Here is a 25,698-nt window from a genome sequence, read left to right as displayed (position 1 = left end):
TGTGGTAAATTAATATCAGTAATCGTTACTACTATTAAAAAATAAAATATAAAAAAAGAAAAGGAGATAAGTAAGATGAAAAAATTTGTATGTTCTGTATGTGGTTATGTTCATGAGGGAGATTCTGCACCGGAGTTCTGTCCGATCTGTAAAGCACCTGCTGAGAAATTCATCGAGCAGTCCGGCGAGATGCAGTGGGCAGCTGAGCACGTAGTTGGAGTAGCTCAGGGTGTCAGCGAAGATATTATCAAAGACCTGAGAATGAATTTTGAGGGCGAATGTTCCGAAGTAGGTATGTACCTGGCTATGGCGAGAGTAGCTCACAGAGAAGGATATCCGGAAGTAGGCCTTTACTATGAAAAAGCTGCTTACGAAGAAGCAGAGCATGCTGCAAAATTTGCAGAGCTTTTAGGTGAAGTAGTTACCGCCAGCACCAAGAAAAACCTGGAGATGCGTGTAGAAGCTGAGAACGGCGCTACCGCTGGTAAATTCGACCTGGCAAAACGCGCGAAAGCTGCTAATCTGGACGCGATCCATGATACTGTTCATGAAATGGCCAGAGACGAGGCCCGTCACGGTAAAGCTTTCAAAGGTTTACTTGACAGATACTTCGCATAATAGGATAATAAAACATAGGCATTCATAACGGGGCAGGCAAAGGGATAATGCCTGCCCTTATTTATTCAACAGGCGCCTAACGTCCATGTTGGAAACGAAGGAGGAGAAACACATGTCAAAGTACGATGGAACAAAGACAGCCCAAAATTTGGCAGACGCATTTGCCGGAGAATCGATGGCAAGAAACAAGTATACATATTTCGCTTCCGCAGCGAAGAAAGCGGGATTTGAGCAGATGGCGGCTCTGTACCTGGAGACAGCGGATCAGGAAAAAGAACATGCAAAAATGTGGTTCAAGGAGCTTTACGGAATCGGCAGTGTAGATGAGAATCTTTTAAGCGCGGCTGAGGGAGAAAACTACGAGTGGACCGATATGTATGCCCGTATGGCCAGAGAAGCCAGAGAAGAGGGCTTTGAAGAGCTTGCGGTTAAGTTCGAAGGCGTTGCCCGTGTGGAAGCTGCCCATGAAAAACGTTACCTGAAGTTATTAGACAGCTATAAGGCAGACAAGACCTTCAAGACCGATGCTCCTCTGGGATGGAAATGCAGAAACTGCGGTTATGTACATATGGCAGAGGAAGCTCCTGAGATTTGCCCGGTATGTTCCCATCCCCGCGCATATTTTGAAAGAAAAGTTGAAAATTACTAAAAGAACAGTTTATTTATAGAAGTGGGACATGTCCATATCAGATCTGTTCCGGCTCAATAGTTAAAATCCGTCGAGGTTTACATAGGATCGGCGGATTTTTTCTTAAACAGGGGAATACTAATTGTTGAGCGGAATAGATTTGGTATATAACTGCTAAAATAATAGGGAGAGAGCGGATCGATCTCCAGAAAAAATGGAAGAAAAGGAGTACAGCGATATGGGACATATATATGATCTTATTATAATAGGAAGCGGGCCGGCCGGACTGTCCGCCGCGATCTATGCCCAGCGGGCGAAACTGGATACACTGGTAATGGAGAAAAACTATGCCAGCGGCGGCCAGGTGCTGAATACTTACGAAGTGGATAACTATCCCGGCTTAAAAGGGATCAATGGATTTGAAATGGGAACCAAGTTCCGGGAGCATGCGGATGAACTGGGTGCGGTATTTGCCGAGGCACAAGTGCGCAGGCTGGTGGATGACGGCGCGGTTAAGAAAGTGATCACGGATCAGGAAACCTACGAAGCGAAAGCAGTCATTATCGCCACCGGTGCCCGTCACAGGAAGCTGGGTGTACCGGGGGAAGAAGAACTGTCAGGTATGGGCGTTTCCTACTGTGCGACCTGCGACGGCGCGTTTTTCCGCGGTAAAACGGTAGCGGTGGCCGGCGGCGGGGACGTAGCCGTGGAGGACGCGATCTTTCTGGCCCGAATCTGCAAAAAGGTATATGTAATCCACCGCAGGGATGAGCTGCGTGCGGCAAACATACTGCAGCATAATCTATTCGAACTGGATAATGTGGAAATGGTCTGGGATACGGTTGTGGATGAGATCAGCGGGGGGCAGCAGGTAGAAAAACTGAAGCTTCATAATAAGAAAACCGGCGAGGCCAGCGAGCTTGCGGTAGACGGCATTTTTATTGCGGTGGGAATCCTTCCGAATTCCGATGAATTTGAACATCCGGTGGAGATGGATGAAGGGAAATATCTGATCGCAGGGGAAGAAGGCCTTACGAATATTCCGGGCGTGTTTGCGGCCGGGGATGTGCGAACGAAAATGTTACGGCAAATTGTTACGGCGGTATCTGATGGGGCGAACGCGGTAACCTCCGTTCAAAAGTATTTACTGACCCTGAAATAAGCCCTTAAAGGCCCTTAAATATTAACAAAATGTGAATTCTGAACAAAATGTTAAATTTATCCAGTGTATTGACAAGGCTCTGTGCTTGCAGTATACTGGATTTAACATTTGTAACAAATTTGTAATAATTAATAATATATCTGAAATAACTAATAGTTCGGAGGATTCACATGAAAAGCAAGTACCTGAGAATTGCAACAGGCTGTCTGGTCGGCGCGATCACATTCAGCGGAATGACTATGAGCGCGGCAGCGGGAACAGCAGGAGTCACAGCAGGAATCGGCACAATACTTACAGAAGCAGAAACCACGAATCCAAATGTGGACGCCCAGATAAAGGAATATCTGGTCCCCACCGTAAAGTCTGAATATTCGGACATCGCCATAGCGCAGGTAGATAATTACGTGAACATTCGAGACAGCGCCAGTGAAGAAGGCCAGATTCTCGGTAAATTATATAATAATTCGGCAGCTACCGTTCAGGGCTCAGAGGGAGACTGGTATCAGATCACCTCAGGCACCGTTACCGGATATGTAAAAGGAGAATACGTAGTTACGGGGGAAGCGGGCGAAGAACTGGCCAAGCAGGTTGGCCACAGGGTAGCGAAGGTAAATACCACCACCCTTTATGTACGCCAGGAGATGAACACGGAATCCACGATCCTGACGCTGGTACCCATCGATGAAGAACTGGACGTAGTGGAAGAGCTGGACGGCTGGGTTAAGGTATCCTTAGACGCCGACGTAGTCGGATTCGTATCCAGTGAATATGTAGATATCAGAACAGATTTTGTACAGGCAGAATCGACAGAGGAAGAGCAGGCCAGACTGGAAAAAGAAGAGGCAGCCAAGCAGGCGGCACAAAACGCTGCGAGACAGGCGGATGCGAATTCCCAGTCGAAGAGTTCCAAGTCAGAGGAAAGCGCAGTGCCTTCCTCAGGTGGAGAAGCATCCGGCAGCAGAGCGGCTATCATCAATACAGCACTCAGCGTAGTGGGTCATCCCTATGTAGCCGGCGGCACCAGCCTGACAGACGGGGCGGATTGTTCCGGATTCACCATGGCGGTATTCGCGAATAACGGGGTGGGAATCCCGAGAGATTCCAGATCCCAGGCAGCAGGCGGAAGAGAGATTTCTATGGATTCTATCCAGCCTGGAGACCTGTTGTTCTACTCTAACGGGGGAAGCATCAATCATGTGGCACTGTATATCGGAAATGGCCAGGTAGTCCACGCCAGTACCCCTCAGGGCGGGATCAAAGTATCGAACTACAATTACCGGTCACCGGTTAAGGCTGTTAGTTATCTGAATTAGTAAAGTTAGGACCTCTGCGGATGCAGAGGTCTTTTTTTAGGCTTTAAGCGGGCTGGGAACGGGCCAGGAACGGTTCTTCCTCTGGTTTGGGTATGCCCTTTGCCTCAGGCGGCGCTGACCGGCCCGAATCCTGGGCTGCCAAAGGCACTGGGGGGCCGTTTGTGTCACCCTGGACGAGCGGAGGGCTTGCGCTGGCAGCAGCTAGGTGAGAAAGAAGCCCCAGATTCAGGAACCGGGCCAATTCACCAGGAACGCATGATGCGTTCCCGGTTCAGTGGCCCTTGCGTGTCGGCCGTGAAGGCCGCCCCGCATCCTGAATCTGGGGCTTCTTTCTCACCAAGCTGCTGCTCAGCCGCCCTATGCTCGTCCAGGGTGAAACAAACGGCCCCCCAGTGCCTTTGGCAGCCCAGGATTCGGGCCGGTCAGCGCCGCCTGAGGCAAAGGGCATCCCAAACCAGAGGAAGAACCGTTCCTGGCCCTGGGGATTTTAAGATTTTTGTGCTAGCCCTTTTCAGGTAACATTTACGCAGATTGATTTTCACAGATTCGGGCTTATTATAATTTAGAGTGAGTTTATAGGTTGGGATTCGGGGATGGTAGCAAAATGAAAGTGTACTTTATTAAGTACATTGGGCTTTGGTGTTGACAAGGAGGAGAGTATGCATTTTGCACAAAAATGTCAAATTTCGTCGATAGTACTTAACATAAAAAGGGGGTGTTATGGAAAAAGTTATCCACATTGAAAACTCGAAAAAAGTAGATGAAATCGAGTTATACACTAAGTTATGCACATTATCCACATTAAATCACATAAATCGAGCGAATGTGAGTGGATAAAAAACGAACAGAGGTTTTGTTTAATCCTCATAAATCGACGTTTTTTAAAAAATATGTTGAAAAAAGTATTGACTTTTTTATCGTCTGAACGATGGTCCGAAATGTCGAAAATTGTCTGATAACGGACCGGTAAGGGGGTCATTGTATGATAATAAATGAGGGATTTATTGGTGGTTATAGGATATAGGTTATTAGACTGCTAAGAAAGAATTTTATGCAGATTGCAGGAGGTGGGTTCGATTAGCCGGAATCCGGACGGGAGAAATATGGGGGGAAGGGATGAGAGGATTTATAGCGCTTATGGGGGGCAGGGATTGTGCGGGATAAAGAGGGGGTGTGGGATAGGAGATTTGATATAGTTGATATAGATAAAAGAAACGCCGTAGGAAGCGGTATCGCATCATACGGCGTTTCTTTGTATCTTCTGTTTTATTTGGACTGCATCCGTTTTATTACTTTCAGACGGGTGAATTCTTCCCGTTCCTTTTCTTCCAGAGCGTTGGTGATCGATGTGACCAGCTCCGTATAGTGGGGGATCGTAATATTCTTCAGCGCGTTGGCGCGTTTTTGGGTTTTCTTGATATTGGCTGCCAGCCGGTAGGCGGCGTTTTCAATCATGGCCAGCTGAATCGTCAGGTCCTTCACTTTTTCAAAACAGGTTTTGGCTTTATCTAATGACTCCTTGGTGGACATGAAATCGTAGGCCGGAGCATTGGTCTGGCTTTCGTACCGGACCAGGGGGATTTCTGTCCCCATGACACTTCGGGACTTGATCTCGATGGAGGACTCGATGGGGATAGTCCCGGCCAGATCGTAGACGTAATGGATCCCCATCTCGATATTAGCCTTCTGGAGGGCGATATAAGCCGCTGTGAAGGTGGAATCGATCTGGGTCTGGATTTCCTTTGCCTGATCGATCAGATTCATGATTTCCCGTATCAGAATATTCCGTTTTTTGTCCATCAGGTCGAAACCCTGCCTGGAAAGTACCAGGGAGTTTTTCGCTAACATCAGATTTCCTTTTGTGGGAAATGTTCTGGGATCCATGAAATCACCTCTTATTCTGCGTTGGAAGGTCCATCTGTGCTGTCCTCTTCGGAAGGCAGCTCAGATTCTTCTTTATTATAATATACATCCAGTACCTTTGTATCGATACGGTCCAGCTCTTCCCTGGGCAGCATACGCAGCAGGTGCCAGCCGATGTCCAGTGTCGTTTCGATGGTACGGTTTTCGTCGGCTCTCTGGCCCAGGAATTCTAACTCGAAGGCTTTCCCGAATTCCAGATATTTTTTATCCAGAGGGGACAGTTCGTCTTCCCCGATAACGGAGGCCAGGGCTCTGGCGTCTCCCACTTTTGCGTAACAGGAGAACAGCTGATTGGCTACATCCTGATGGTCGGCCCTGGTGAACCCTTCACCGATACCGTCCTTCATCAGACGGGACAGGGAAGGAAGGATATTGATCGGCGGATACACGGACTGGCCGTGCAGGTTCCGGTCCAGCACGATCTGGCCTTCGGTAATGTATCCGGTCAGGTCGGGGATCGGGTGCGTGATGTCATCGTTGGGCATGGTCAGAATCGGGATCTGCGTGACAGAACCGTTTACGCCCTCCACGATACCGGCGCGTTCATAGATGGTGGCCAGTTCGCTGTACAGGTAGCCGGGATAACCCTTTCTGGAAGGGATCTCGCCCTTGGAGGAGGAGACCTCACGCATGGCCTCCGCGAAGGAGGTCATATCCGTTAAGATGACCAGCACATGCATGTTGCAGTCAAAGGCCAGATATTCGGCCACAGTTAAAGCTACTTTGGGTGTGATCAGCCGTTCCACCACCGGGTCGTTGGCCAGGTTTAAGAACATGACCACGTGATCTGACGCCCCGCTTTCCTGGAAGGTCCTGCGGAAGAAATCGGCTACATCGTACTTGACGCCCATGGCGGCGAATACGATGGCGAAGTTTTTATCCGCTTCGGCGTCTCCCAGAGAAGCCTGGCGCACGATCTGGGCGGCCAGCTCATTGTGGGGAAGGCCGTTCCCGGAGAAGATCGGCAGCTTCTGGCCCCGGATCAGGGTAGTCAGGCCGTCGATGGCGGAGATACCGGTACGGATGTAGTTCCTGGGATATTCACGGGTTACCGGATTCAGGGGCAGGCCGTTGACGTTCCGCTTAATATCGGAGACGATTCTGCCCAGCCGGTCTATGGGGCGTCCCAGACCATCAAAGGTACGTCCCAGCATTTTCGGGGACAGGGAGATTTCCATGGGATGCCCGGTCAGTTTTGTATGGGTATTGTGTAAGGACATATTTTCCGAGCCGGCGAACACCTGGATAACGGCTTTGTCGTCGTAGACTTCCACAATACGCCCTAATTTCTTTTCTTTGCCCTCAACCGTTAATTCTACGATTTCCTCGTAGGCGGCGTTTTTTACACCTTCCAGAGCGATCAGAGGGCCATTAATCTCACTTAAACCTAAATATTCGATAGACATGCCGCTTCAGGCCTCCTTACGCATTCTTTTCCATAACACGGTTATAGAAAGCATCGATATCTTTTTCATATTCATCAAATTTATACATCTCATCATTGGCGATATCATATTTGACAGAGATGATTTTTTCAAATATATTTTCCTCCCGCAGTACGGAGATGGGCATTCCCATCGTGATCAGCGATCTGCACTTGCGGTAGAGGTAGAGAATGATCTCCATCATCCGGAACTGCTTTTCCATGGGTACGCAGGTATCTTCCTGGTGGAAGGCGTTCTGCTGCAGGAAGCCCAGGCGGATGACTCTGGCGATCTCCAATACCAGCTTCTGGTCGTCCGGGAGGACGTCGCTGCCGATCAGCTTCACGATTTCCATCAGGGAGCTCTCCTGGTTCAGGATCGCCATCAGCTGGTTCCGGTAGTCCACGAAGTTGGGTGAAACATTGTCCTTATACCAGGGAGCCAGATCCTGCAGGTACTCACTGTAGCTGGTAAGCCAGTGTATGGCAGGGAAATGTCTGGCGTAGGCCAGGGATTTATCCAGACCCCAGAAGCAGCGGACGAAACGCTTCGTATTCTGGGTTACGGGCTCGGAGAAGTCACCGCCCTGGGGCGATACAGCGCCGATTATGGATACGCTGCCTTCCGTACCGTTCATATTGTGCATCATGCCGGCACGCTCGTAGAACTCCGAGAGCCGGGAAGCCAGATAAGCCGGGAAACCTTCCTCGGCGGGCATCTCCTCCAGGCGGCCGGACAGCTCACGAAGAGCCTCCGCCCAACGGGAAGTGGAATCCGCCATGATAGCCACATCATATCCCATGTCCCGGTAGTATTCGGCCAGGGTGATGCCGGTGTAGATACTGGCTTCACGGGCCGCCACGGGCATATTGGATGTGTTGGCGATCAGAGTGGTACGGGCCATCAGTTTATTGCCGGTACGGGGGTCCACAAGCTTCGAGAAATCCTCCAGTACCTGTGTCATTTCATTTCCGCGCTCTCCGCAGCCGATATAGATAATAATGTCGGCGTCAGACCATTTGGCGATCTGATGCTGGGTCATGGTTTTTCCTGTGCCGAACCCTCCGGGCACGGCAGCGGTCCCTCCCTTGGCGATGGGGAACAGGGTGTCCAGGATACGCTGGCCGGTGATCAGGGGCCGGGAAGCAGGAAAACGCTTATGTACCGGCCTGGGTACACGGATCGGCCATTTCTGGACCATGGTTAGATTCACCTCTGTGCCGTCCTCCAGCTGAAGCACGGCGATGGTATCGTGAATGGTATATTTACCGTCTGTTACTGCGCTGATAATCGTTCCATCCATATTGGGAGGAACCATACATTTGTGTACAATGGCGTGGGTCTCCTGGACTTCGCAGATAATCGAACCGCCCAGAACCTCCTGGCCCTTGTGGACGGTTATATGGGCATCCCACAGCTTCTCGCCGTCCAGGGAATCCACGCTGATACCGCGGGATATATAAGCGCCGGAACGCTCCGCTATTTTGGCCAGCGGACGCTCGATACCGTCAAAGATATTGTCCAGAATACCCGGCGCCAGTGTGACTGAGATAGGCGCGCCGGTTCCCACCACGGGTTCGCCGGGTTTGACACCGGTGGTCTCCTCATATACCTGGATGGTGGTCCGCTCGGAGGATAGACGGATTACTTCACCGACAAGCCTCTCGTTCCCGACGTAAACCATCTCAGCCATTTTAAATTCAGTCCGGCCCTTCACATAGACGACCGGGCCGTTGATTCCGTATATAACACCTTTACTTGTCACCTGTCTTTACCTCCATGTGAATGCATCTTTGGCTTCCGCAAGCTTGGTCTGGAAGGAATTGTCGATCAGAATATTCTTCGAGGGGATCACCGCGCGGGTTCCGCCTAAAAAGGAATACTGGCTGATGGTAAGACCGACTCCCGTAGCCATCTCAAGGCCTGCCAGGCGGGAGGAATCGGAAGGATCTATATAGATTATGATCTCATCGTCTTTCGCGAATTCCTTAGCCTCCCGGATCTGCCGTATCAGCATATCGTTATATTCATGCGTTGAGGTGAAGTTGGTCAGCATATCGCCGATCTCCACGAAGAGCTTATCGGTCAACGCAGTTTGTTGCCTTGTCAACTTTCTCTTAATATGAAGCTGCTCCCGGGAAAGTTCTTTATTCTTATTACGTTCCAGATCAGCTGTCTGCATCTCTATTTGAAGCTTCGCCTGCCGTAATTTGTCCTGCTTATGCTCTTCCAGCTCTTTTTCCAGGGCTTTCGTGTAATCATCCAGCATCTGCCGGCTTTGCTGTCTCGCATCTTCCATGGCCGAAGCCTGAAAGTGCTGAAGCTTTTCTTCTGTTGTCATAGGACCCACCTTCTTTTCATTACAATTTAATCCCAATGGCCTCATTTACGTAGGCAGTGATAAAGTCTGGCTTACGGCCGGTTCCGTGCCGGTCAGGTATTTCCACGATAAGCGGGAGCTTCCGGTTCAACTTAATATCGTCGACGATCTCCGGGAATTCCCGGCCGAATTTTTCGGTCAGCAGGACGATGCCGATTTCTTTGTCTTTTATGACTCCTTCCAGAGCCGCTTTTAACTCAGCCCTTTCATGAACCACGACACCATCCACCCCTGCCAGTCGCATACCTGTCTGGGTGTCCACATTATCACTGATCAGAAACATCTTCATGACAGCTTACAGCTTTCCTAAGATCATGATAGATACGATCAGGCCGTACAGAGCAACTCCTTCTGCCAGAGCAACGAAGATCAGGGATTTACCCAGGATACTGGAATCTTCGCTGATCGCACCCAGTGCTGCACTTGCGGAAGATGCAACGGCGATACCGGCGCCGATACAGGAAAGGCCCGTGGCTAATGCAGCGGCCAGATAACCAAGCCCGGAAGCGGTGGATGCCGCTGCGGCACCGTCAGCCGCATAGGCCTGGCCTCCGAACATGGCGATACTGACACAGACAATCGTACCAAAGAAGAAAAACACGTTGATGCCGAGGGATTTTTTGAAACGGCCCTTATTTTTTTCACCAAGCAAGAAAGCTCCAAAAGGAATAATAATGCTTAACAACAGTGCTGCAATGATAACAACCTTCAATAATAATGACATAATACATTTCCTCCTCAAATAATTATTTTTTAGATTTCACTTCCGTGTAGGGAATAAATTCCCTGCCGCTTCCAGAGAAGAACCGGCTGAACATCTCGTAGTATTCCAGACGCAGAACATGGATTCCTACGATCAGGCCTTCCATACCCATAACAAACAGGTTGCCGATCACGACTACAGGCCAGTTGGGACTTCCCCCGTTTTCCGCGTGAGCTAACATCAGTACGACCTGCATCATACCGGCGTGGCTTAGAGCAAAAGCTCCGATACGGACGAATGAAATGGTATTGGTCAGATAACTTAAGACCACTTCAAACAGTTCGAAAACGGACTGAACGAGAAACATCCCTTTTTCCTTCGGCATGAGTTCCGCATGTCTGGTTACCAGGGCCGTAAGAGGCTCCTTGAAGAGAATCAGCACCAGGGGCAGAACAAACATGACGATCAGCAGGATTGCTGCGGGTAATGTGTTTCCGGTCATCAGGAGCACTACGGTTAAAACCAGAGCGCCGTAGAAAATGAAACCGGATAATCCATTGCTGTCAAAAAATATTTTTCCGACATTGTGCTGCTTAATGCCGTTATATATGTTAATCAGCATGGCAATCAGTATCATTGCCATACCAAATGCGACAGCCAATACTAATACGGTATTGAGCGTTCCGACAATCGGGAGCGTGATCACCTGTTCCATGGGCTTTAGCCACAGAGCCGGTATCACATCCTCAAAACCAAAGAAACTGCCGTACAGGACACCGAAGATCGTCGAGAAGATTCCGGCGGTACCGATGATGGCGGCCAGGTTCGACTTCTTGAATTTGTAGAGAAGGAACCCTCCGATCACCAGCAGGATACCCTGCCCCGCATCTCCGAACATACAGCCGAAGATGAATGTGTAAGTAATCGCTAAGAATATGGTAGGGTCAAACTCATCATAGACGGGAAGACCGTACATTTTAATAAACATTTCAAATGGCCGAAAGACTTTCGGGTTCTTAAGCTTCGTGGGAGGCTTGCTGAACGTCTCATTGTGATCGTCCTCGATCAGTACGAAGAGCTCATCATCCTTTTCCACATCGCTGATAAAGTCATAGGCATCCTTCTCCGACATCCAGCCGCAGAGGATGAAGAATACCTGCCCCTTTTCGCTGGTACAGGCGGCCAGTTTACGGATATCGAAGTTTTTGAAGGCATGGGCGATCTTGTCTGCAGCGCTGACCAGTTCCTGTCTGGATTTGCTCAGTTCCGCGCCGATCTGCTCGTTGATATCAGCGATCTCTTTTTCGCATTCGGAGATCTTTCTGAGGATATCCTGATAAGCCTCTTCGGGTGTTCCCTGATAATCATCCGGGAGGAAGATACGCTCAAAATGAAGGGAGGAATAGACCGCGTCTATTTTTTCCTTTATTTTGGCTGGCACAAAGTATACGCCCCATACGTAATCCTGGTCCACATGGCATTTGTAAAATATGGTATCAAGACTTTCGTAGACATATTTTTCAAATTTCTGGAAATACTCCTGCGAGATTTTACCAAACCGGTATTTTACAAACCGGAAATTCAATAACTGGTGGACGTTATACGTCAGTTCCCGGAATGGTTCGATCATATCCAGCGATGTATGCAGATTTTTCCAGTTTTCTGAAGCAGCGTTCCGCCTGGCCTGCAGATCCGTGATTTTCTCATCGATGTGGGTGATCACTTCCTGCGCTTCCTCCAGGCTCATGGACGGCTGGGGCTGCAGATTTTTGGAGTCGATGAGACTTAAATATTCTTCCGATTTTTTCATCAGGTCCTTGTAGGGGTTCACCTCGACGTATGGACCCAGGTCTTTCACTGTCTTCAGCTCCGAAAGGGCATTTTCCAGTTGGACTTCATACTTGGCCAGGTATTCGTCCGTGACCCTGTCGATGGAAGCTCTTGGGCCCGTAATGGTGATGAATTTCATTTTCACTATCACCGGTGTTACCTCCTCTTACTTAAATGATAATGTACTTCATGATATCAGCCGGCTGTAAGCCATAGCGGATAGATTCCAGTATTGTGGTCAGATTGTCTATTTCCTGTCCCTTTTCAAAGAGATAGGAGTTGATACAGGCGATGGAATAGGGGTTCCGGCGTTTCGCCAGCTGGTGCATCTTATAGATCAGATTGTTATACAGGGATTCCAGCTGCGCCCCGTTTAATTCATCCGCCCGTTTCGCATAATAAGTAGTTTGCAGGACATGGTCGAATTCATTCATGTCCGCCGCCTCCACCAGCTGCGCAATCTGAACCTGTTTCAGTTTGAACCGAATCGGTATGAGCAGGGCGTAGATATCGGCGCTGGTGATCCGGTAATATTTCTTTGACCGGTAAATCCATTGGATATTCAACAAATCGATCATACTTCCATAAGTTTCCCGAAGTGTCATTAATTCCTTTCCCTTGAACATCTTATGATAGGTCTTCCAGAGATAGGAGAAATAGAACAAATCCAGTGTCATTTCGTAGTCAAACAAGGTGGGATGCTCCATCTGTGACAGATGCATCAAAGGCTTATGATACTCGGTACCCGAAAGGTCATTGACGAATTCATCGACCGTCTTAGCGGTGACCAGCTTCTCCAAATCCAGCGTGGAGTGCTTACGGAAAAATTCTCCCGCCATCTGCGGATTCCACGTCTCGTCCGAAGGATTAAAAATCGTCCGGAGAAAATATTTCATGAGAATGATATCATATTGGCGAAAATACATATCCAGAAAATGACGCTGCTTCAGCCCTGAGAAACGGTAAAGCTTGGAAAAGTCCTTATACAGGGAACGGATCAGGACAGCCTCCACGTCTCCCCGATGCAGATGCGCCTCATCAATGGATTCCAGCAGACGCTGGTAGGCGGGCTTTGACCGGAGATAATTGACAGCCTCGGGCACACTGCCAAGCAGAACCAGTTCCCGGTAATCGTCGGGTTTTATTAAATTTTTCTGCATGGCGCGGATCTTAGTTGCGATTCCGCCGTAGGTTAATATATTGCCCATAGTGCTACTCCTTTATGATTTGGTTCACTACATATTTGGCCAGCTCCGTGTGATGGTCTTCGTAGGCTTTGTCCAAAGCGCTCATCAGCTTTTCCGTATCATCCTTTAACTTGGCCAGTTCCTCTTCTTTTTCCTTTGTCAGCTTTATATTCAGATCCGACAGCCGCTTCTGTGTGTCCAGGTCGACCTGCTCGTCAAAATCCCGTGTCAGCTGTTTGAAGTGTTCGGAAATCTCTTTCTTCTGTTCTGTGGCATGTTCGATAATTTTTACCGATGCGGCTTCGATCTCAGACAATTGATTGATGATCAGCTCCATGTAGCAGCCTCCTTTATGAAATGAGTAAAACAAATGCGTTGTAACTTCTTACTTAAGAACATTATTATCATACTCCTTTTTTGATATTTTGACATTAGTGAATATAACAAAAAACGTCTTTCAATTTTTAGTAGAATAGTGTAAAATAACGTAAAGAATAAAGGAAGTGTTAAGATTTGAGATTACGAAATATAAAAGGTTCCAGGGAAATTATCCAAAAAAGTCCATATGTGGTTCACGAAGAGGTAAGCGCGAAGGGAAAGTGGCAGGACATATTCGGGAACCAGAATAAGATCCATATAGAGATCGGTATGGGTAAGGGCCGGTTTCTCATGACCCTGGCGAAGGAACACCCGGATATCAATTATATAGGAATAGAAAAATATTCCAGCGTGTTGTTGAGAGCCCTGGAAAAGCAGCAGGAAGAGGAGCTGCCAAATGTAAAATTCATCCGGATGGAAGCGGAATATCTTCCGGAAGTATTTGCGAAGGGTGAGGTGGACCGTGTCTATCTGAATTTTTCCGATCCATGGCCAAAAGACAGACATGCCAAACGCAGGCTGACCAGCCGGGAATTCTTCGCCCGGTATGATCAGATCCTGGCGCCTGAGGGGCTTGTGGAGTTCAAAACGGATAACCGGGTTTTATTTGAATTTTCATTGGAAGAAGTGACGGAAGCCGGATGGTGCCTCAAAGTATCCACCTTCGACCTGCATCATGACCCCGTATTAAATGAGGGAAATGTCATGACGGAATATGAGGAAAAATTCTCATCCATGGGCAATCCGATCCATAAATTAACAGCAGTCCGCAAGCTGCCTGTATAAAAGGCGGCAGTAATACATAAGCTAAAAAAAAGAAGTAAAGTGATGTCTATGGCAGCAAAGCGGAACATGTCGGACCGTGTGAACCAGATGCTCTACAACAAGCCAGGCCTCGACCGGTCGTTACGCGATATGAAGAATTCCATGAATGAAGTAAACAAGATTTTAGACAAAACAGCAAAAATTACGAAGAAAAAGAAGAAAGGATGATCAGAAGATGGCACTTACATTTAATGATGAAAATTTTGAACAGGAAGTATTAAAATCGGACATTCCGGTACTGGTGGATTTTTATGCGGACTGGTGCGGCCCTTGTAAAATGATGGGACCGGTGGTGGAGAAGCTGGCGGACGCGTATAACGGCAAGGTGAAGGTTGGTAAGCTGAATGTGGATAACAGTATGGAGACAGCAGGAAAATACCGGGTCATGTCCATACCCACTTTTATTATCTTCAAGGACGGGCAGCCGGTGGACACCATCCAGGGCGCGGTACCGAAAGAGATGATTGAGTCAAAATTAAATGCACTTTAATAAGTAGATAAGCAATCCGTAAGGCCGCCCGGCCAGACAGCCGGCCTTACGGATTATTTTTATTTCATTTCATAGGAAAGTGCTCCTATGAAATAAAAACGCTCCGCGGTGCCTGAAGATTTTTACTGGGAAAAACTAAAGATATTACCCGAAATCAAAAGATTTTACTCTGCCCAAAGTGGATGCATTCATTTAGAATAGAGACGAAACAATCATTTCGAAAGAGAATGTGATCACGATGATCAAATAAACAAGGGCGAAAGTCCGGGAATGATCAGGAGGAGTGAATAAGATGGTGAAAAAGGAAAAAGGAAATCTTGTTAAGAGAGGATGGGGCGTGAAGCGGTTCATTGCAATGGCATTGGCCTTCGTGATGATCTGTGTCTCGATGATCTCCAATGGCGGGACTTTGGCAAAGGCGGATGAGAACGGGAATACAGCGCCTTCTCAGCCCACGGACTTAAAGACGGAGATGCTGGAGTACGCGTATGGGTTGAATACGAAGAATCCGGCTTTTTCCTGGGTGCTGCATGATGCGGATAAGGACGAGATTCAGACTGCTTATCAGATCCAGGTGGCAAAGAGATCGGGTGATTTTAATGGAGGGGTTCTGGTGCATGATACCGGTAAGGTGGAGTCACAGGAGAGCTCTTTTGTTCATGTGGACAAACTGGCTGAGTTATTGGAGGATAACCAGTTGTATTATTGGCGGGTGAAGTCCTGGGATAGGGGGCAGTTGGAGAGTGCCTGGTCTGAGGCAAGGCCGTTTATGACAGATATCAGCTCTGAGTGGGAAAGCATGACGGGGATCTGGGCGGATCCGGCGGCGACGGCCGGGAAGTCCCTGTGGACAGATTATAACGCGGAATTTACGATGGGGATCGATAGTGGGAAGGCTCTGGCGGTGATGGTTCGCATCGGACAAACTTCACGAGATGGATATATGCTTCAGTTCAGAGGGAACGGAAGTGAAGCCGGCGGCGAAAAAAATATGATTAAGTTCCATAAGGTCAATGGGGGAAATGTGGTTACGAACACGTTCGCGGTCCTGAATCTGACGGATAAAGGAGTATCGCTTCCGGCTGATAACAGCGCCTTTGGCGTGAGTATTAAGGCTCAGGGTTCCGCGCTGACAATCGGTGTGAAAACGGATCTTGCGGCTGGGACTTATACGGAAGTGGGATCGGTGGATATCTCGGGACAGGGGGATCTGACTGAAGGCACCATCGGTTTCCGTACCGGCGGATCGGAATCGGGCGTGATTGATGATCTGACAGTGACGGCCCTGGATGGAAAGGATACGATTCTTTATCAGTCTGATTTTTCAGGTGATGATGGAAAATTTGCCGGCGGCTGTTCCGTAGCGGATGGGAAATTAAAGGTTGGGAAGAGTACCTTTTCCCTGTTTGGCGGGGACCTGACTACGGCGGGGTTTGGCTGGCTGGATTATACGGTGGAAGAGACGATTCAGACGACGGATAATATATATACTCTGTTCCGTTTTGCTAACGGCAAAGAAGCGGCTTATATGTATCGGGTGAATCCAGGTACGAACGAGATGGGATTCTATACGAGAGCGAATTCGACCAGCGCTCCGGCGCATCAGGGGGATGTGAATCTGTCTGGGAAAGTAACGCTGTCTGCGGATAAACCGTTCCGGATTAAGATTACTGTAAAAGGAGATTCAGTGAATACCTGGCTGGATGCGGATGCATCGGATGGCGCAGAAAGCTGGGTGCTGGTGGATGCTGACCGGGATCTGGCTGAATTTGCTTATGGAGCCGGTTATCTGGGCTTCCGCACGGATACGGCTGCTGCTGCAACGGTGAGTGATATTAAGGTCACGGATGCTTCGGGAAATGTGCAGTATCAGAGTGATTTCACGGAATCCAATCCGTTTTCAGACAGTAGTGTGAAGGACGGGAACCTGGTAATCCCGGGGGATCTGAGATCCTGTGCGATCTATAAGCCAGCCGACGCAAAACTGACGAACCTGGGCCGTTATACCTTCCTGCGTAGTCCCAGGCTTAATTTTGCCAAAGGAAAAGAGATAGAAAAGGTGATTGTCAGCGCAGCCTGCCGCGGAACCGGGAAGGACCGGGGGATTATTTATGATTTATATATGAATGGAGTATGTCTGGGAGCCGGTTCTGCGCGCGAGCTGAATAATGTGGGGGACAGCAATTACAGACAGGTATATTATAACTCTTATGATGTGACGGAGCTGATCGCGGCCGGTCAGGATAATGTGATCAGCGCGGTCGGGAATTCCCGGGATGATGCCCGCAGTATCCTGGTACAGGCGACGGCTTTTTATAAAGATGGCTCGAAAGAAATCATCTGTAACAGCGGGAAGGACAGAGACAGCTGGAAGACATTTGACGGAACCAATGCGTTCGGGGATGACGGCAGCGGTATCACGACCGGATATGTAACGCTGATGCATGATAATTATAATGCAAATGAATATCCGACCGGATGGCAGGAAGTGGAATTTGATGATTCCAAATGGTCCACACAGCATAAGACGTTTGAAGTGGCCACGGATAAATCAGGGACACAGGGGAATGTACTGTATCCATTTTCATCGGAGAACGCGCTGCGGGTGGTGACGGATGAACCCACGAAACGCGTGTATCAGAATACGCTGGGTAATGTAGTTATCGACCTTGGCAAAGAGGTGATCGGAGGACTGAAAGTCTCGCTGACCAGCAGCACGCAGCAGTCGGTAGGCGTACATATGGGTGAGGAGATGAACGGCGACGGCACGGTTAAGAATAAGATGAGCTCGCTTCAGGGCGGTTCTTATGAGGATGTGTGGACGCTGAAAAAGGGTGTTAATGCGTTTGAAACCATTACCATGCGGAATTTCCGCTATGTGGAGCTGATCGGCCTGGACGACGGGACAAAGGCGGAGATACTGAAAGAAGAGAATAAAGGCTGGATCAAAGGCTGGGCGATTCAGCAGCCCTTCGATGAGAATGATTCCTCTTTTGAGGCAACCGATGGAAGTGATGCAGCCACGCTTATGAACCGGCTGTATGAACTTTCGAAATATACCATAAAAGCGACCAACCAGGATCTGTTTGTAGATTCCCAGGCGAGGGAGCGCGCGCCATATGAGGGTGACCTGCTGGTGAATTCCAACACCAGTTACGCAGTGTCCGATAACTATTCGCTGGCCAGGCATTCCAACGAATGGCTGGTGGATAATCCGCAGTGGTGTAACGATTATAAGCTATTCTCTGTGGAAATGGCATATTGGGATTACATTTATACGGGCAATACGGATTCACTGACAGAGTTTTACAATGCGCTGGGACGCAAGCTGACAACGGAAGTGATCGAATATGAGGACAGCGCTACCGGTTTCATCCGTCCCAAAGGCAGCCAGGCAGGAAACTCCGCCCTTATTGACTGGCCGACCAGTGAACGTGACGGATATCAGGGCAGCTATTACGATGTAGTCTTAAACAGTGAGTATGTTGGCATCTATGATCGGATGGCATCCATCAGCGAGGCAGTCGGAAACAGCGGGGATGCGCAGACATACAGGGAAAAATCTGCTAAATTAAAGGACAACCTTATCAAATATGCCTATGACGAGACAAACGGATGCTTCTATGATTCGCTGGCGCAGGATTATACGCCGACCAGGCATTCGTCTACTCACGCGACAGCATACGCCCTTACCTACGGTGTATTTACCGATCAGGAAATGGCAGACCGTTTGTGCCAGTTTGTCTATAATAATTGTAAGGATGAGTTCCGGGGTAGTGTCTATGTCACCTATTTCATCCTGAAAGGGCTGTATAACGGCAACCACGGTGAAATGGCGGAACGGTTGATGACCAATCCGAAGGTGGGTACGGATGTGAAGACATTCGCTTCCCTGCTGGATGATCTAAACTGTACGATTACTCCTGAGGCGTGGGGACATAAATGGAAAGGAAACATGACCCTGTCGCATCCCTGGGGAGCCGCTCCCGGATGCTCCATCGTACAGGGAATGTTTGGAATTCTTCCCACAAAAGCAGGCTTTGATGAATTTGCCATAAAACTGCAGCCGGGTGATATATCTTCCGCCAGCATCAAGGCGCCTACGGTAAAGGGACCGATAACAGTTTCTGTTGAAAATGCAGGGGAAGAAGGGATCCGGACAAACCAGATGAAGGCTGTGGTTACGATCCCTGTAAATTCAAAAGCAAAAGTATACATGCCGGTAGAGGATAATCTGCTTACTTATCTGGATATCGACGGGGTTAAGACCGATGGGATCAAAGAGGACGGTTATCTGGCCGTGGAATTGGGATCCGGTACTTATACGGTCTCTGTCAATCCGGAAAAGCCGGATTATGAGCCGGTTCTGACCATGACACTTAGTGTAGAATCCGATAAATTAACCGTAGAAGACGAGACTATAGTCAAAGCAGTTGTAAAAGATCAGTATAACAATAACCGGACAGAAAATTCTGCTTTTACCTACAAAAGTAATGATGAAAACATCCTTACCGTAGATGAGACAGGTAAGATAACCGCAGTTCGAAGGGGAGACACCACCGTAGAAGTGACAGCGGAATATAAATATTCGGAAAGTAAATCTGCCACGGTAACCGGTACAGTAAATGTTCATGTGGATGCAGTATTGAAGAATTTTGCCCTGAAACTGGACAGCGGGAACGATGCGGTTGAAACCGGTGAGACTGTTAAGGCTTCGATGGCGGCTGTTTATAACGACGGTCAGGAAGAAATCTTAGATAATACGAAAGTGACGTACACGGCAGAAGGAGACGCTGCCACCGTTAACAGTGCAGGGCTGATCACCGGGGTAAAAGAAGGGACCGTGACAGTCAAAGCGGATATCCGTGACAAGTTCACAAAGATCAACGCAAAGATGGAACCTGTGCCGGTTATGACCCGGAAGGCATGGAGTTTCGACGGTGTAAACAGCCCGCTGTCAAATGTTGCCGTTAAAGACGGAGCGCTGCATGCCGGGTTGGGCCAGAAGGTGATCAACACGGATGCGGATAAACAGGGAAGTGTATTCAGCGGAACATTTTCTGTGGAAAATGTGGCTGCAAGTATTGCCTTTAATGTAAAAGATGATAACAACCGTTATTTCTGGCAATTCCGGACAGACAATACGCTGAAAAAACACAAAGGAAACGCGGATCTGATGGAGGTCATTCCGATCCAGCTTGAAGAAGGGGATAATACATTCCTGATCGCGACGATTGACGGAGTAATCTATACATACCTGAACGGGAAACTAATAGACATCTGCGGTGCAGACCCTGGTATGCCGGTATCCGGCGGATTCGGGGTACGCAATGGCAATTCCGAAAGCTTCTACCTGAAAGAGATGAATGTCGGAAGCGACCCGGCATTCCGGATCGAGAGTACCCTAAAAATTCAAAATCCGCTGCCCACGGTAACATCCGTTCAAAATCCAAAAGATATTACGGTAGACCTGGGAACCACCTTAGAAGAACTGAATCTGCCTTCAGAGGTGGATATCACGCTGGATAACGGGCAGACCGTAAAAGCTGAAGTGAACTGGACAGGAATCTACGATGGCAATGCGGAAGCGACTTATACCTTAACAGGAACACTCACGGCCAGTGATACCTTCAAGAATCCGGACGGTGTAACAGCGGAACTGAAAGTAACGGTAAAAAAATCCGCCCCCAAGGTAATCTCGGTACAGGAGAGCAGTTATGAGACCGTGGTGGGAACTGACTGGGAATCCCTGTCCCTGCCTGGAGAAGTAACAGTGACATTAAGCGACAACACTACGAAGGATATTCCGGTTACCTGGCAGAAGGGTGATTACGATAAGGATACCGTCGGCGATTACACAGTAAGCGGTGACCTGACCGTAGATGAAGGTTACGAGAACCCGGATAATATCAGAGCGCAGATCACGATCTCTGTGAAATCCCCGGATCTGCCGAAGGTCGTACTTGTCCAGACGTTCGGGAAACTGGAAGTAGCATTCGGGACAGCCAGAGAAGACCTGGAGCTGCCGGCGACAGCAGAGATAACACTGAACGACGAAGCGTCCACGATAAAAACCGCAGCCATTAGTTGGAGCGGAGCGTATGACGGCAACACGGCAGGAGACTATACCCTGACAGGAAGCCTTGCAGACAGCGAAGAGTACACAAACACGGATAACCTTACGGCAGAGATCGTGGTAACTGTGAAGCAGGGACTGCCCGTTATCCGGTCTGTAAAAGCAATACCTGACAAAGAAGTGCCCCACGGTACCGCGGCGGAGGAACTGGAGCTTCCCCTAACGATAGAAGTGACCTACGAAGATACGACAACACAGGAGCTGTGTGTAACCTGGTCGGGAGATTACGACGGAAATGTGGCCGGAGAATACCTGCTTACCGGGACCCTGGAAACCGACGGTATCTGTACCAACCCGAACGACATAAAGGCGGCCGTGAAGATAGTCGTGCAGGAAAAAGCAGCAGAGCCTACGCCTACGCCGGTACCTACACCAACCCCTACAGCAACGCCTGTACCCACCCCGGCGCCTACCGTTACACCTGTACCTACACCCACTCCGATCCCGTCCGAGAAACCGGATGACATCATCCGCATAACGGACAGCGAAACCGGCGTTACCGTCCAGGCCAATCCTGGTATCGTGCCCAAGGATGTACAGCTTAAGGTAGTTCCGGAGAACAGCGGAGAAGTATACGAGCAGTTAAAAGCCAGTGTAAAAAATACGGCCGGCAAAGAGCAAAAACAGGTGCTGGTGTACGATATCACCCTGTACAGCGGGGGCGTGGAGATACAGCCCGACGGAGCGGTAAAAGTAACCATCCCGCTGCCGGAAGGCACAGACAGCAAAAATATTCTCCTTTACCATGTAAAAGCGGACAAACAGCTTGAAAAAGTCGATTTTACCGTGGAAGGAAACAGCATAATATTTTATGCCAGCTCCTTCAGCAAATATATAATAGCTGAAAACAAAGCGGATGCGGACGATCACAACAACTCCGGCAACAATGACAGTCAGAATCAGAATTCGTCCTCTGATGATAATTCTACAGTAAAAGGAGCCCAGACCGGCGATAACGGAATGCTCTATGAAACCATGCTGCTTATGCTGGGAGCTATAATGATCATCGGCACGCTTTGCTACAGGAACAGGGCAAAAAGGTCCGGACACAGATAAACGGCCAACAATCAAATGACCGGTAACAGACACATTATAAAATAAACTGGATATAAAAACGGAGCTGTAAGTCAGGAGGCATCAACAAACCGATCTTCCTGACCAACAGCTCCATTTTCTTAAACCATTCAATCGATATGCAGATCCTTATCCGCCAGCCGGTGATCGATGGCCCGCTTGGAAAGATAAGCGATGACAGCCACGACAGGAACACCAAAAAACATACCCAGAGGCCCCCAGATATATCCCCCTATGGTAATGGCGAAGATGATCCACAGCGGTTTGAGCCCGGTGGAATCCCCCAGGATCTTCGGCCCCAGAATGAGCCCGTCGAACTGCTGCAGGGCGAGAATCAGCACACCGAAGATCAGAGCCTTAATGGGATCGATCAGCAGCAGGATGAACAGGCCCGGAATCGCCCCGATAAAAGGTCCGAAATAGGGGATCATGTTCGTCACACCTACGATTACACTGATCAGCAGCGCATAGGGCAGCCGCAAAAGTGTCATGAGGAGAAAACACAGAATACCTATAATGGTGGAATCAATGGTTTTACCGATGATAAACCCGCCGAATATACTGTTGCACTGTTTGAGCGTTTCCAGGAAGCGGTCCACCCGACTCTGGGGGATATACGCATAGAGCAGACGCTTAAAATTCAGTTTGAGCGTTCCCTGGTCGGACAGCATGTAGGCGGAAACAATGATGGCGATCAGGATATTGATGATCCATTTGATGACCGACACGGAAGTGGTGTATATCACAGGGATCACATTGGTTACCAGATTTTTCAGGTAATCCAGCAGATCCGGGCCGAGGCTTTCCAGTATCTGGTTGATAAACCGGAAATCAAAATCCGGATAACTTTCCTCAAAGGTCTCCATGAATGTCAGCAGACGGGTGTAAGTGCTGGGGATCAGGGCAATCAGATCGGTCAGGCTGGTGACGATCTGGGGCAGTATCCGGAACAGCGCGATGATGATAATTCCCACGACAATAATGTAGGAAATCAAAATGGATAAAAATTTGCGTAAACGGGGTGTTTTTCCCTGAAACAACTTTTTCAGCAGGCTGTCCAGACGTTTCACCAAAGGGTTCAAAAGGTAAGCCATAAATGCGCCGATCAGGAACGGAGACAGGATCACCACAAAATTGTTAAACAGGGCTTTGGCCTTATCCCAGTCCATAACAATTTTGACGATCAGGGCTCCGATCAGTATCACAAAAAGAGCGTAAATGCAGATCGTAAAGTATTTTTTGTTAGATTCAAACTTGTTGTTTCTCAAAGGATTCATGTAGTATTCTCCATTAATTTCATTAGTTCCTAACATTGATTATACTTGCTGGCGGAATACGAAACAAGGGGGAATAGTAATTCTAACTAAAAATTAACATCTTTATACTTTATCGAAGTTTAAAGTTATCTCACCAGATTCAGGCACTTATCAGGCTCAGGCGCAAACAGGGAGGTGATCACAATCCCATCCTCCAGCCCTTCTTCTCTGAGCATATCTTTCAATACAGACATGAATACTCCGGAACCGCGCGCCAGCCGGCATTCAGAGAGGGTCTCCGGCAGGTCCGTGCGGCAGTCAAAGGAGCCGTACCAGTTGGCCCGGCAGGTGTAATCAACCCCGCAGCTGGGGCTTCCGTCAACTCCCACAAATCCCAATACCTCAAAGCGCTGGCCGTTGGCCAGATACTCTTTCAGCTGATTCAGAATCGGGGTAAGTATCTTCCTGCAATGGGTACGGAAGAATACATTATCAAATTGATCGCTCACATGTCCCCAGCGTTTGGCGCCGTACAAAGTAAACTCAGGGCATGGAAGCTGGATCACCTGAATCTCATTGTCTATCACACGTCTCATAAATGTTTTGCGAAGTGCCTCCTCTGCATCGATCTCCTCCTGATTGTATAGAACGACTTTGGAAGCGGTATTAAGAATACAGTGAGCGGTAAATATAATCTTTTGCATATCTTAATTCCTCCTGAGTGTAACCGTAGTGTCGCCCGCATATGCCTCTGCCAGGCGTTGATATGAAGAATGTAGCACAGGAAATCAGAAAAGTAAAGCCTGGATGTTCAGAGGACAACATCCCCGTATCGCACTTTCAGACGTTCAAAATGTTCAGTCTCTATAACGATTTTTCCTTTCCGCCGTGTGAGGTAGCCGTTTTCATTCATGGAGTCGATCAGCCGGTAAAGGGTGCGCAGATTGATATGTAATTTTTCTGCCAGCACCTGCCGTGTCAGCGGGCAGACATAGGGGAGAACATGCTCCGCCTGAAGGTACAGATAATGTCCCAGAATATCTTTGGGGTGGAACAGGGAATTCGTCTCCGCCCGGTTCATATTGGATTCCAGAACCTTTCCAAGTACCAGCAGGGTCTGATAGCAGAGAAAGGCGTTCTGCTGGATAATATGGACAAAAACCTCCACAGGAATGCGGAACAGGACACAGTCTGTCGCGGCTAATACAAAGGCAGTGTAAGCATCGACATTGTTCAGGTATTCCACCATACCTAAGATATCAAGGGGCTCCAGAAAATCCACCACATTGTCATTGCTCCAGGTAATGTGGTTCAGAACACAGGCCCGCCCTTTTAAAAGAAGATAAAAATATTTGACGGGGTCTTTTTGATTGATAATCGTATCATTTCTCTCGGCGGTAATCAATTGATTCTTAGCCGCGATTCCCCGCAGAGCGGCGGCAGGGTTCCTGAGATCGTATTCGCCTTTAAAAATGATTTCTAACGCCTTGATGGTATTATTATACATAAAATGTTTGAAATCCTCCCTTCTGTTGTGAAAAATAACAATAAAAACTGACAAATGTCATTTTCCATATTTTACATGTATGATAATGTAAAGTCAAGCTTGGAACATGATATATAGTACTTTGACAAACAGCAACAATAGACACAACACTGCTGAGTGGAAGATGCCTGGAGGGTAAATAAAATAACAGCAGACTATTTATGAAGGAGGAAATGAGATATGGGAAAAAAGAAATATTCAATCAAGGAAGATTTTTCGATGCTGGCAATTCTGGTAATTCCTGTAGGTGTGGCGGTTAACTTCGTGGGAGGCCAGCTGGCGTCACTTTTGAAACTGCCGATGTATCTGGATACCATCGGAACGATTTTTGCAGCTATGCTTTGCGGACCGTGGGTAGGCGCGGTGACAGGCGGTTTGACCAACGTAGTTACGGGCATCGCCAACCCGGTAAACTTTGCATTTATTCCGGTCAATGTGATCGCCGGCCTGGTAACCGGTTTTCTGGCAAGAAAGCAGATGTTCGGTGTTTGGTGGAAATGGATACTTTCCATGCTTATTATGGCGGCCGTATCTATCATTTCATCCGCACCGATCGTTGTTCTTGTGTACGGAGGTGTGACCGGCGGCGGAACGTCCATCATTACCGCGGCGGCAATGGCCGCAGGAGCGAATATCTGGGCGGCGTTTTTCGGAACAGAAGGTATCTTCACGGTACTTGACCGGGTCATTTCATTTGTCATCTGCTGGCTTGTGATCAAAGTCATCCCGGAACGTACGTTAATCAAATTCGGGTGCGGAAGTAATTATATAAAAGAAAAGAAATAGTACAAATACCCTCCGGCAGCTCTTCAAAGAATCAAACAA

The 25,698-nt window shown here is 48.4% G+C and carries 21 protein-coding genes; 9 read left to right on the top strand and 12 right to left on the bottom strand.

Annotated elements, in window-relative coordinates:
* Positions 1 to 75: 75 nt before the first annotated feature.
* The 4 genes from ABC831_RS01575 to ABC831_RS01560 all read left to right on the top strand — a co-directional run bounded on the left by ABC831_RS01575 (position 76) and on the right by ABC831_RS01560 (position 3,721).
* Complete coding sequence (locus tag ABC831_RS01575) at positions 76 to 618, top strand: NADH peroxidase (RefSeq protein WP_158350545.1); 543 nt, start codon at positions 76 to 78, stop codon at positions 616 to 618.
* Between the two features lie 112 nt (positions 619 to 730).
* Positions 731 to 1,267, top strand: a complete 537-nt coding sequence (rbr, locus tag ABC831_RS01570) for a rubrerythrin (protein WP_158347123.1) — start codon at positions 731 to 733, stop codon at positions 1,265 to 1,267.
* Positions 1,268 to 1,484: 217 nt separating this feature from the next.
* The gene (gene trxB / locus ABC831_RS01565; protein ID WP_343246537.1) at positions 1,485 to 2,408 is read left to right on the top strand and encodes a thioredoxin-disulfide reductase; all 924 of its coding nucleotides are present in this window, start codon (positions 1,485 to 1,487) and stop codon (positions 2,406 to 2,408) included.
* Positions 2,409 to 2,578: 170 nt separating this feature from the next.
* Positions 2,579 to 3,721 (top strand): C40 family peptidase, encoded by a 1,143-nt coding sequence (locus ABC831_RS01560; RefSeq protein WP_343246536.1) that lies wholly within the window; start codon positions 2,579 to 2,581, stop codon positions 3,719 to 3,721.
* A gap of 1,266 nt (positions 3,722 to 4,987) precedes the next feature.
* Here ABC831_RS01560 and ABC831_RS01555 read toward each other — a convergent pair.
* From ABC831_RS01555 to ABC831_RS01515, 9 genes are read right to left on the bottom strand one after another with little or no spacing between them, the layout of a single operon-like run.
* Positions 4,988 to 5,605, bottom strand: a complete 618-nt coding sequence (locus tag ABC831_RS01555; RefSeq protein ID WP_343246535.1) for a V-type ATP synthase subunit D — start codon at positions 5,603 to 5,605, stop codon at positions 4,988 to 4,990.
* 11 nt (positions 5,606 to 5,616) lie between these two features.
* Positions 5,617 to 7,050: a V-type ATP synthase subunit B gene (locus ABC831_RS01550; protein WP_343246534.1), complete on the bottom strand. Its 1,434-nt coding sequence runs from the start codon at positions 7,048 to 7,050 to the stop codon at positions 5,617 to 5,619.
* A gap of 16 nt (positions 7,051 to 7,066) precedes the next feature.
* A complete protein-coding gene (locus ABC831_RS01545) occupies positions 7,067 to 8,833 on the bottom strand; it encodes a V-type ATP synthase subunit A (protein WP_343246533.1) in 1,767 nt (588 codons plus the stop codon).
* A gap of 6 nt (positions 8,834 to 8,839) precedes the next feature.
* Complete coding sequence (locus tag ABC831_RS01540) at positions 8,840 to 9,409, bottom strand: V-type ATP synthase subunit E (protein WP_343246532.1); 570 nt, start codon at positions 9,407 to 9,409, stop codon at positions 8,840 to 8,842.
* 19 nt (positions 9,410 to 9,428) lie between these two features.
* Entirely contained in the window at positions 9,429 to 9,737 is a 309-nt protein-coding gene (locus ABC831_RS01535) for a V-type ATP synthase subunit F (protein WP_343246531.1), read from the bottom strand.
* A gap of 6 nt (positions 9,738 to 9,743) precedes the next feature.
* The gene (locus ABC831_RS01530) at positions 9,744 to 10,172 is read right to left on the bottom strand and encodes an ATP synthase subunit C (RefSeq protein ID WP_343246530.1); all 429 of its coding nucleotides are present in this window, start codon (positions 10,170 to 10,172) and stop codon (positions 9,744 to 9,746) included.
* A gap of 22 nt (positions 10,173 to 10,194) precedes the next feature.
* A complete protein-coding gene (locus ABC831_RS01525; protein WP_343246529.1) occupies positions 10,195 to 12,132 on the bottom strand; it encodes a V-type ATP synthase subunit I in 1,938 nt (645 codons plus the stop codon).
* Between the two features lie 19 nt (positions 12,133 to 12,151).
* Complete coding sequence (locus ABC831_RS01520; protein WP_343246528.1) at positions 12,152 to 13,189, bottom strand: V0D/AC39 family V-type ATPase subunit; 1,038 nt, start codon at positions 13,187 to 13,189, stop codon at positions 12,152 to 12,154.
* A gap of 4 nt (positions 13,190 to 13,193) precedes the next feature.
* A complete protein-coding gene (locus tag ABC831_RS01515) occupies positions 13,194 to 13,505 on the bottom strand; it encodes a hypothetical protein (RefSeq protein WP_343246527.1) in 312 nt (103 codons plus the stop codon).
* A 176-nt stretch (positions 13,506 to 13,681) separates the two neighbouring features.
* Here ABC831_RS01515 and trmB point away from each other — a divergent pair, with 176 nt between their 5' ends.
* The 4 genes from trmB (at position 13,682) to ABC831_RS01495 (ending at position 22,053) form a co-directional block, all read left to right on the top strand.
* Positions 13,682 to 14,332: a tRNA (guanosine(46)-N7)-methyltransferase TrmB gene (trmB, locus tag ABC831_RS01510; RefSeq protein ID WP_343246526.1), complete on the top strand. Its 651-nt coding sequence runs from the start codon at positions 13,682 to 13,684 to the stop codon at positions 14,330 to 14,332.
* A 48-nt stretch (positions 14,333 to 14,380) separates the two neighbouring features.
* Positions 14,381 to 14,539 (top strand): hypothetical protein, encoded by a 159-nt coding sequence (locus ABC831_RS01505; protein WP_343246525.1) that lies wholly within the window; start codon positions 14,381 to 14,383, stop codon positions 14,537 to 14,539.
* A 7-nt stretch (positions 14,540 to 14,546) separates the two neighbouring features.
* The gene (gene trxA, locus ABC831_RS01500; RefSeq protein WP_343246524.1) at positions 14,547 to 14,861 is read left to right on the top strand and encodes a thioredoxin; all 315 of its coding nucleotides are present in this window, start codon (positions 14,547 to 14,549) and stop codon (positions 14,859 to 14,861) included.
* 292 nt (positions 14,862 to 15,153) lie between these two features.
* Positions 15,154 to 22,053 carry a family 78 glycoside hydrolase catalytic domain gene (locus tag ABC831_RS01495; protein ID WP_343246523.1) on the top strand — a complete coding sequence of 2,300 codons (6,900 nt, stop codon included), beginning with the start codon at positions 15,154 to 15,156 and terminating at the stop codon, positions 22,051 to 22,053.
* 128 nt (positions 22,054 to 22,181) lie between these two features.
* Here the strand turns inward: ABC831_RS01495 and ABC831_RS01490 are convergent, their stop codons facing one another.
* The 3 genes from ABC831_RS01490 to ABC831_RS01480 form a co-directional block, all read right to left on the bottom strand.
* Positions 22,182 to 23,348 (bottom strand): AI-2E family transporter, encoded by a 1,167-nt coding sequence (locus ABC831_RS01490; RefSeq protein ID WP_343246522.1) that lies wholly within the window; start codon positions 23,346 to 23,348, stop codon positions 22,182 to 22,184.
* Between the two features lie 125 nt (positions 23,349 to 23,473).
* Complete coding sequence (locus ABC831_RS01485; protein WP_343246521.1) at positions 23,474 to 24,031, bottom strand: CD3072 family TudS-related putative desulfidase; 558 nt, start codon at positions 24,029 to 24,031, stop codon at positions 23,474 to 23,476.
* A gap of 107 nt (positions 24,032 to 24,138) precedes the next feature.
* A complete protein-coding gene (locus ABC831_RS01480) occupies positions 24,139 to 24,834 on the bottom strand; it encodes a Crp/Fnr family transcriptional regulator (protein ID WP_343246520.1) in 696 nt (231 codons plus the stop codon).
* 219 nt (positions 24,835 to 25,053) lie between these two features.
* On the opposite strand from ABC831_RS01480, the gene ABC831_RS01475 reads away from it, so the two are divergent.
* The gene (locus ABC831_RS01475; protein WP_343246519.1) at positions 25,054 to 25,659 is read left to right on the top strand and encodes an ECF transporter S component; all 606 of its coding nucleotides are present in this window, start codon (positions 25,054 to 25,056) and stop codon (positions 25,657 to 25,659) included.
* The last annotated feature ends 39 nt before the right edge of the window (positions 25,660 to 25,698 follow it).

It is taken from the genome of Diplocloster hominis (assembly GCF_032380655.1).
GTDB lineage: Bacteria > Bacillota > Clostridia > Lachnospirales > Lachnospiraceae > Diplocloster > Diplocloster hominis.
The sequence above is the reverse complement of the archived record's forward strand: the minus strand, read 5'-3'. Positions and strand labels throughout refer to the sequence as shown.

Excerpts from the sequence above, each read along its gene's own strand:
- ABC831_RS01485 (WP_343246521.1), bottom strand. The coding sequence starts at position 24,031 with ATGCAAAAGATTATATTTACCGCTCACTGTATTCTTAATACCGCTTCC.
- ABC831_RS01575 (WP_158350545.1), top strand. The coding sequence starts at position 76 with ATGAAAAAATTTGTATGTTCTGTATGTGGTTATGTTCATGAGGGAGAT.
- rbr (WP_158347123.1), top strand. The coding sequence starts at position 731 with ATGTCAAAGTACGATGGAACAAAGACAGCCCAAAATTTGGCAGACGCA.
- ABC831_RS01555 (WP_343246535.1), bottom strand. The coding sequence starts at position 5,605 with ATGGATCCCAGAACATTTCCCACAAAAGGAAATCTGATGTTAGCGAAA.
- ABC831_RS01475 (WP_343246519.1), top strand. The coding sequence starts at position 25,054 with ATGGGAAAAAAGAAATATTCAATCAAGGAAGATTTTTCGATGCTGGCA.
- ABC831_RS01520 (WP_343246528.1), bottom strand. The coding sequence starts at position 13,189 with ATGGGCAATATATTAACCTACGGCGGAATCGCAACTAAGATCCGCGCC.
- ABC831_RS01505 (WP_343246525.1), top strand. The coding sequence starts at position 14,381 with ATGGCAGCAAAGCGGAACATGTCGGACCGTGTGAACCAGATGCTCTAC.
- ABC831_RS01480 (WP_343246520.1), bottom strand. The coding sequence starts at position 24,834 with ATGTATAATAATACCATCAAGGCGTTAGAAATCATTTTTAAAGGCGAA.
- ABC831_RS01515 (WP_343246527.1), bottom strand. The coding sequence starts at position 13,505 with ATGGAGCTGATCATCAATCAATTGTCTGAGATCGAAGCCGCATCGGTA.
- ABC831_RS01535 (WP_343246531.1), bottom strand. The coding sequence starts at position 9,737 with ATGAAGATGTTTCTGATCAGTGATAATGTGGACACCCAGACAGGTATG.
- ABC831_RS01560 (WP_343246536.1), top strand. The coding sequence starts at position 2,579 with ATGAAAAGCAAGTACCTGAGAATTGCAACAGGCTGTCTGGTCGGCGCG.
- ABC831_RS01530 (WP_343246530.1), bottom strand. The coding sequence starts at position 10,172 with ATGTCATTATTATTGAAGGTTGTTATCATTGCAGCACTGTTGTTAAGC.
- trxB (WP_343246537.1), top strand. The coding sequence starts at position 1,485 with ATGGGACATATATATGATCTTATTATAATAGGAAGCGGGCCGGCCGGA.
- ABC831_RS01495 (WP_343246523.1), top strand. The coding sequence starts at position 15,154 with ATGGTGAAAAAGGAAAAAGGAAATCTTGTTAAGAGAGGATGGGGCGTG.
- trxA (WP_343246524.1), top strand. The coding sequence starts at position 14,547 with ATGGCACTTACATTTAATGATGAAAATTTTGAACAGGAAGTATTAAAA.
- ABC831_RS01540 (WP_343246532.1), bottom strand. The coding sequence starts at position 9,409 with ATGACAACAGAAGAAAAGCTTCAGCACTTTCAGGCTTCGGCCATGGAA.
- ABC831_RS01490 (WP_343246522.1), bottom strand. The coding sequence starts at position 23,348 with ATGAATCCTTTGAGAAACAACAAGTTTGAATCTAACAAAAAATACTTT.
- ABC831_RS01550 (WP_343246534.1), bottom strand. The coding sequence starts at position 7,050 with ATGTCTATCGAATATTTAGGTTTAAGTGAGATTAATGGCCCTCTGATC.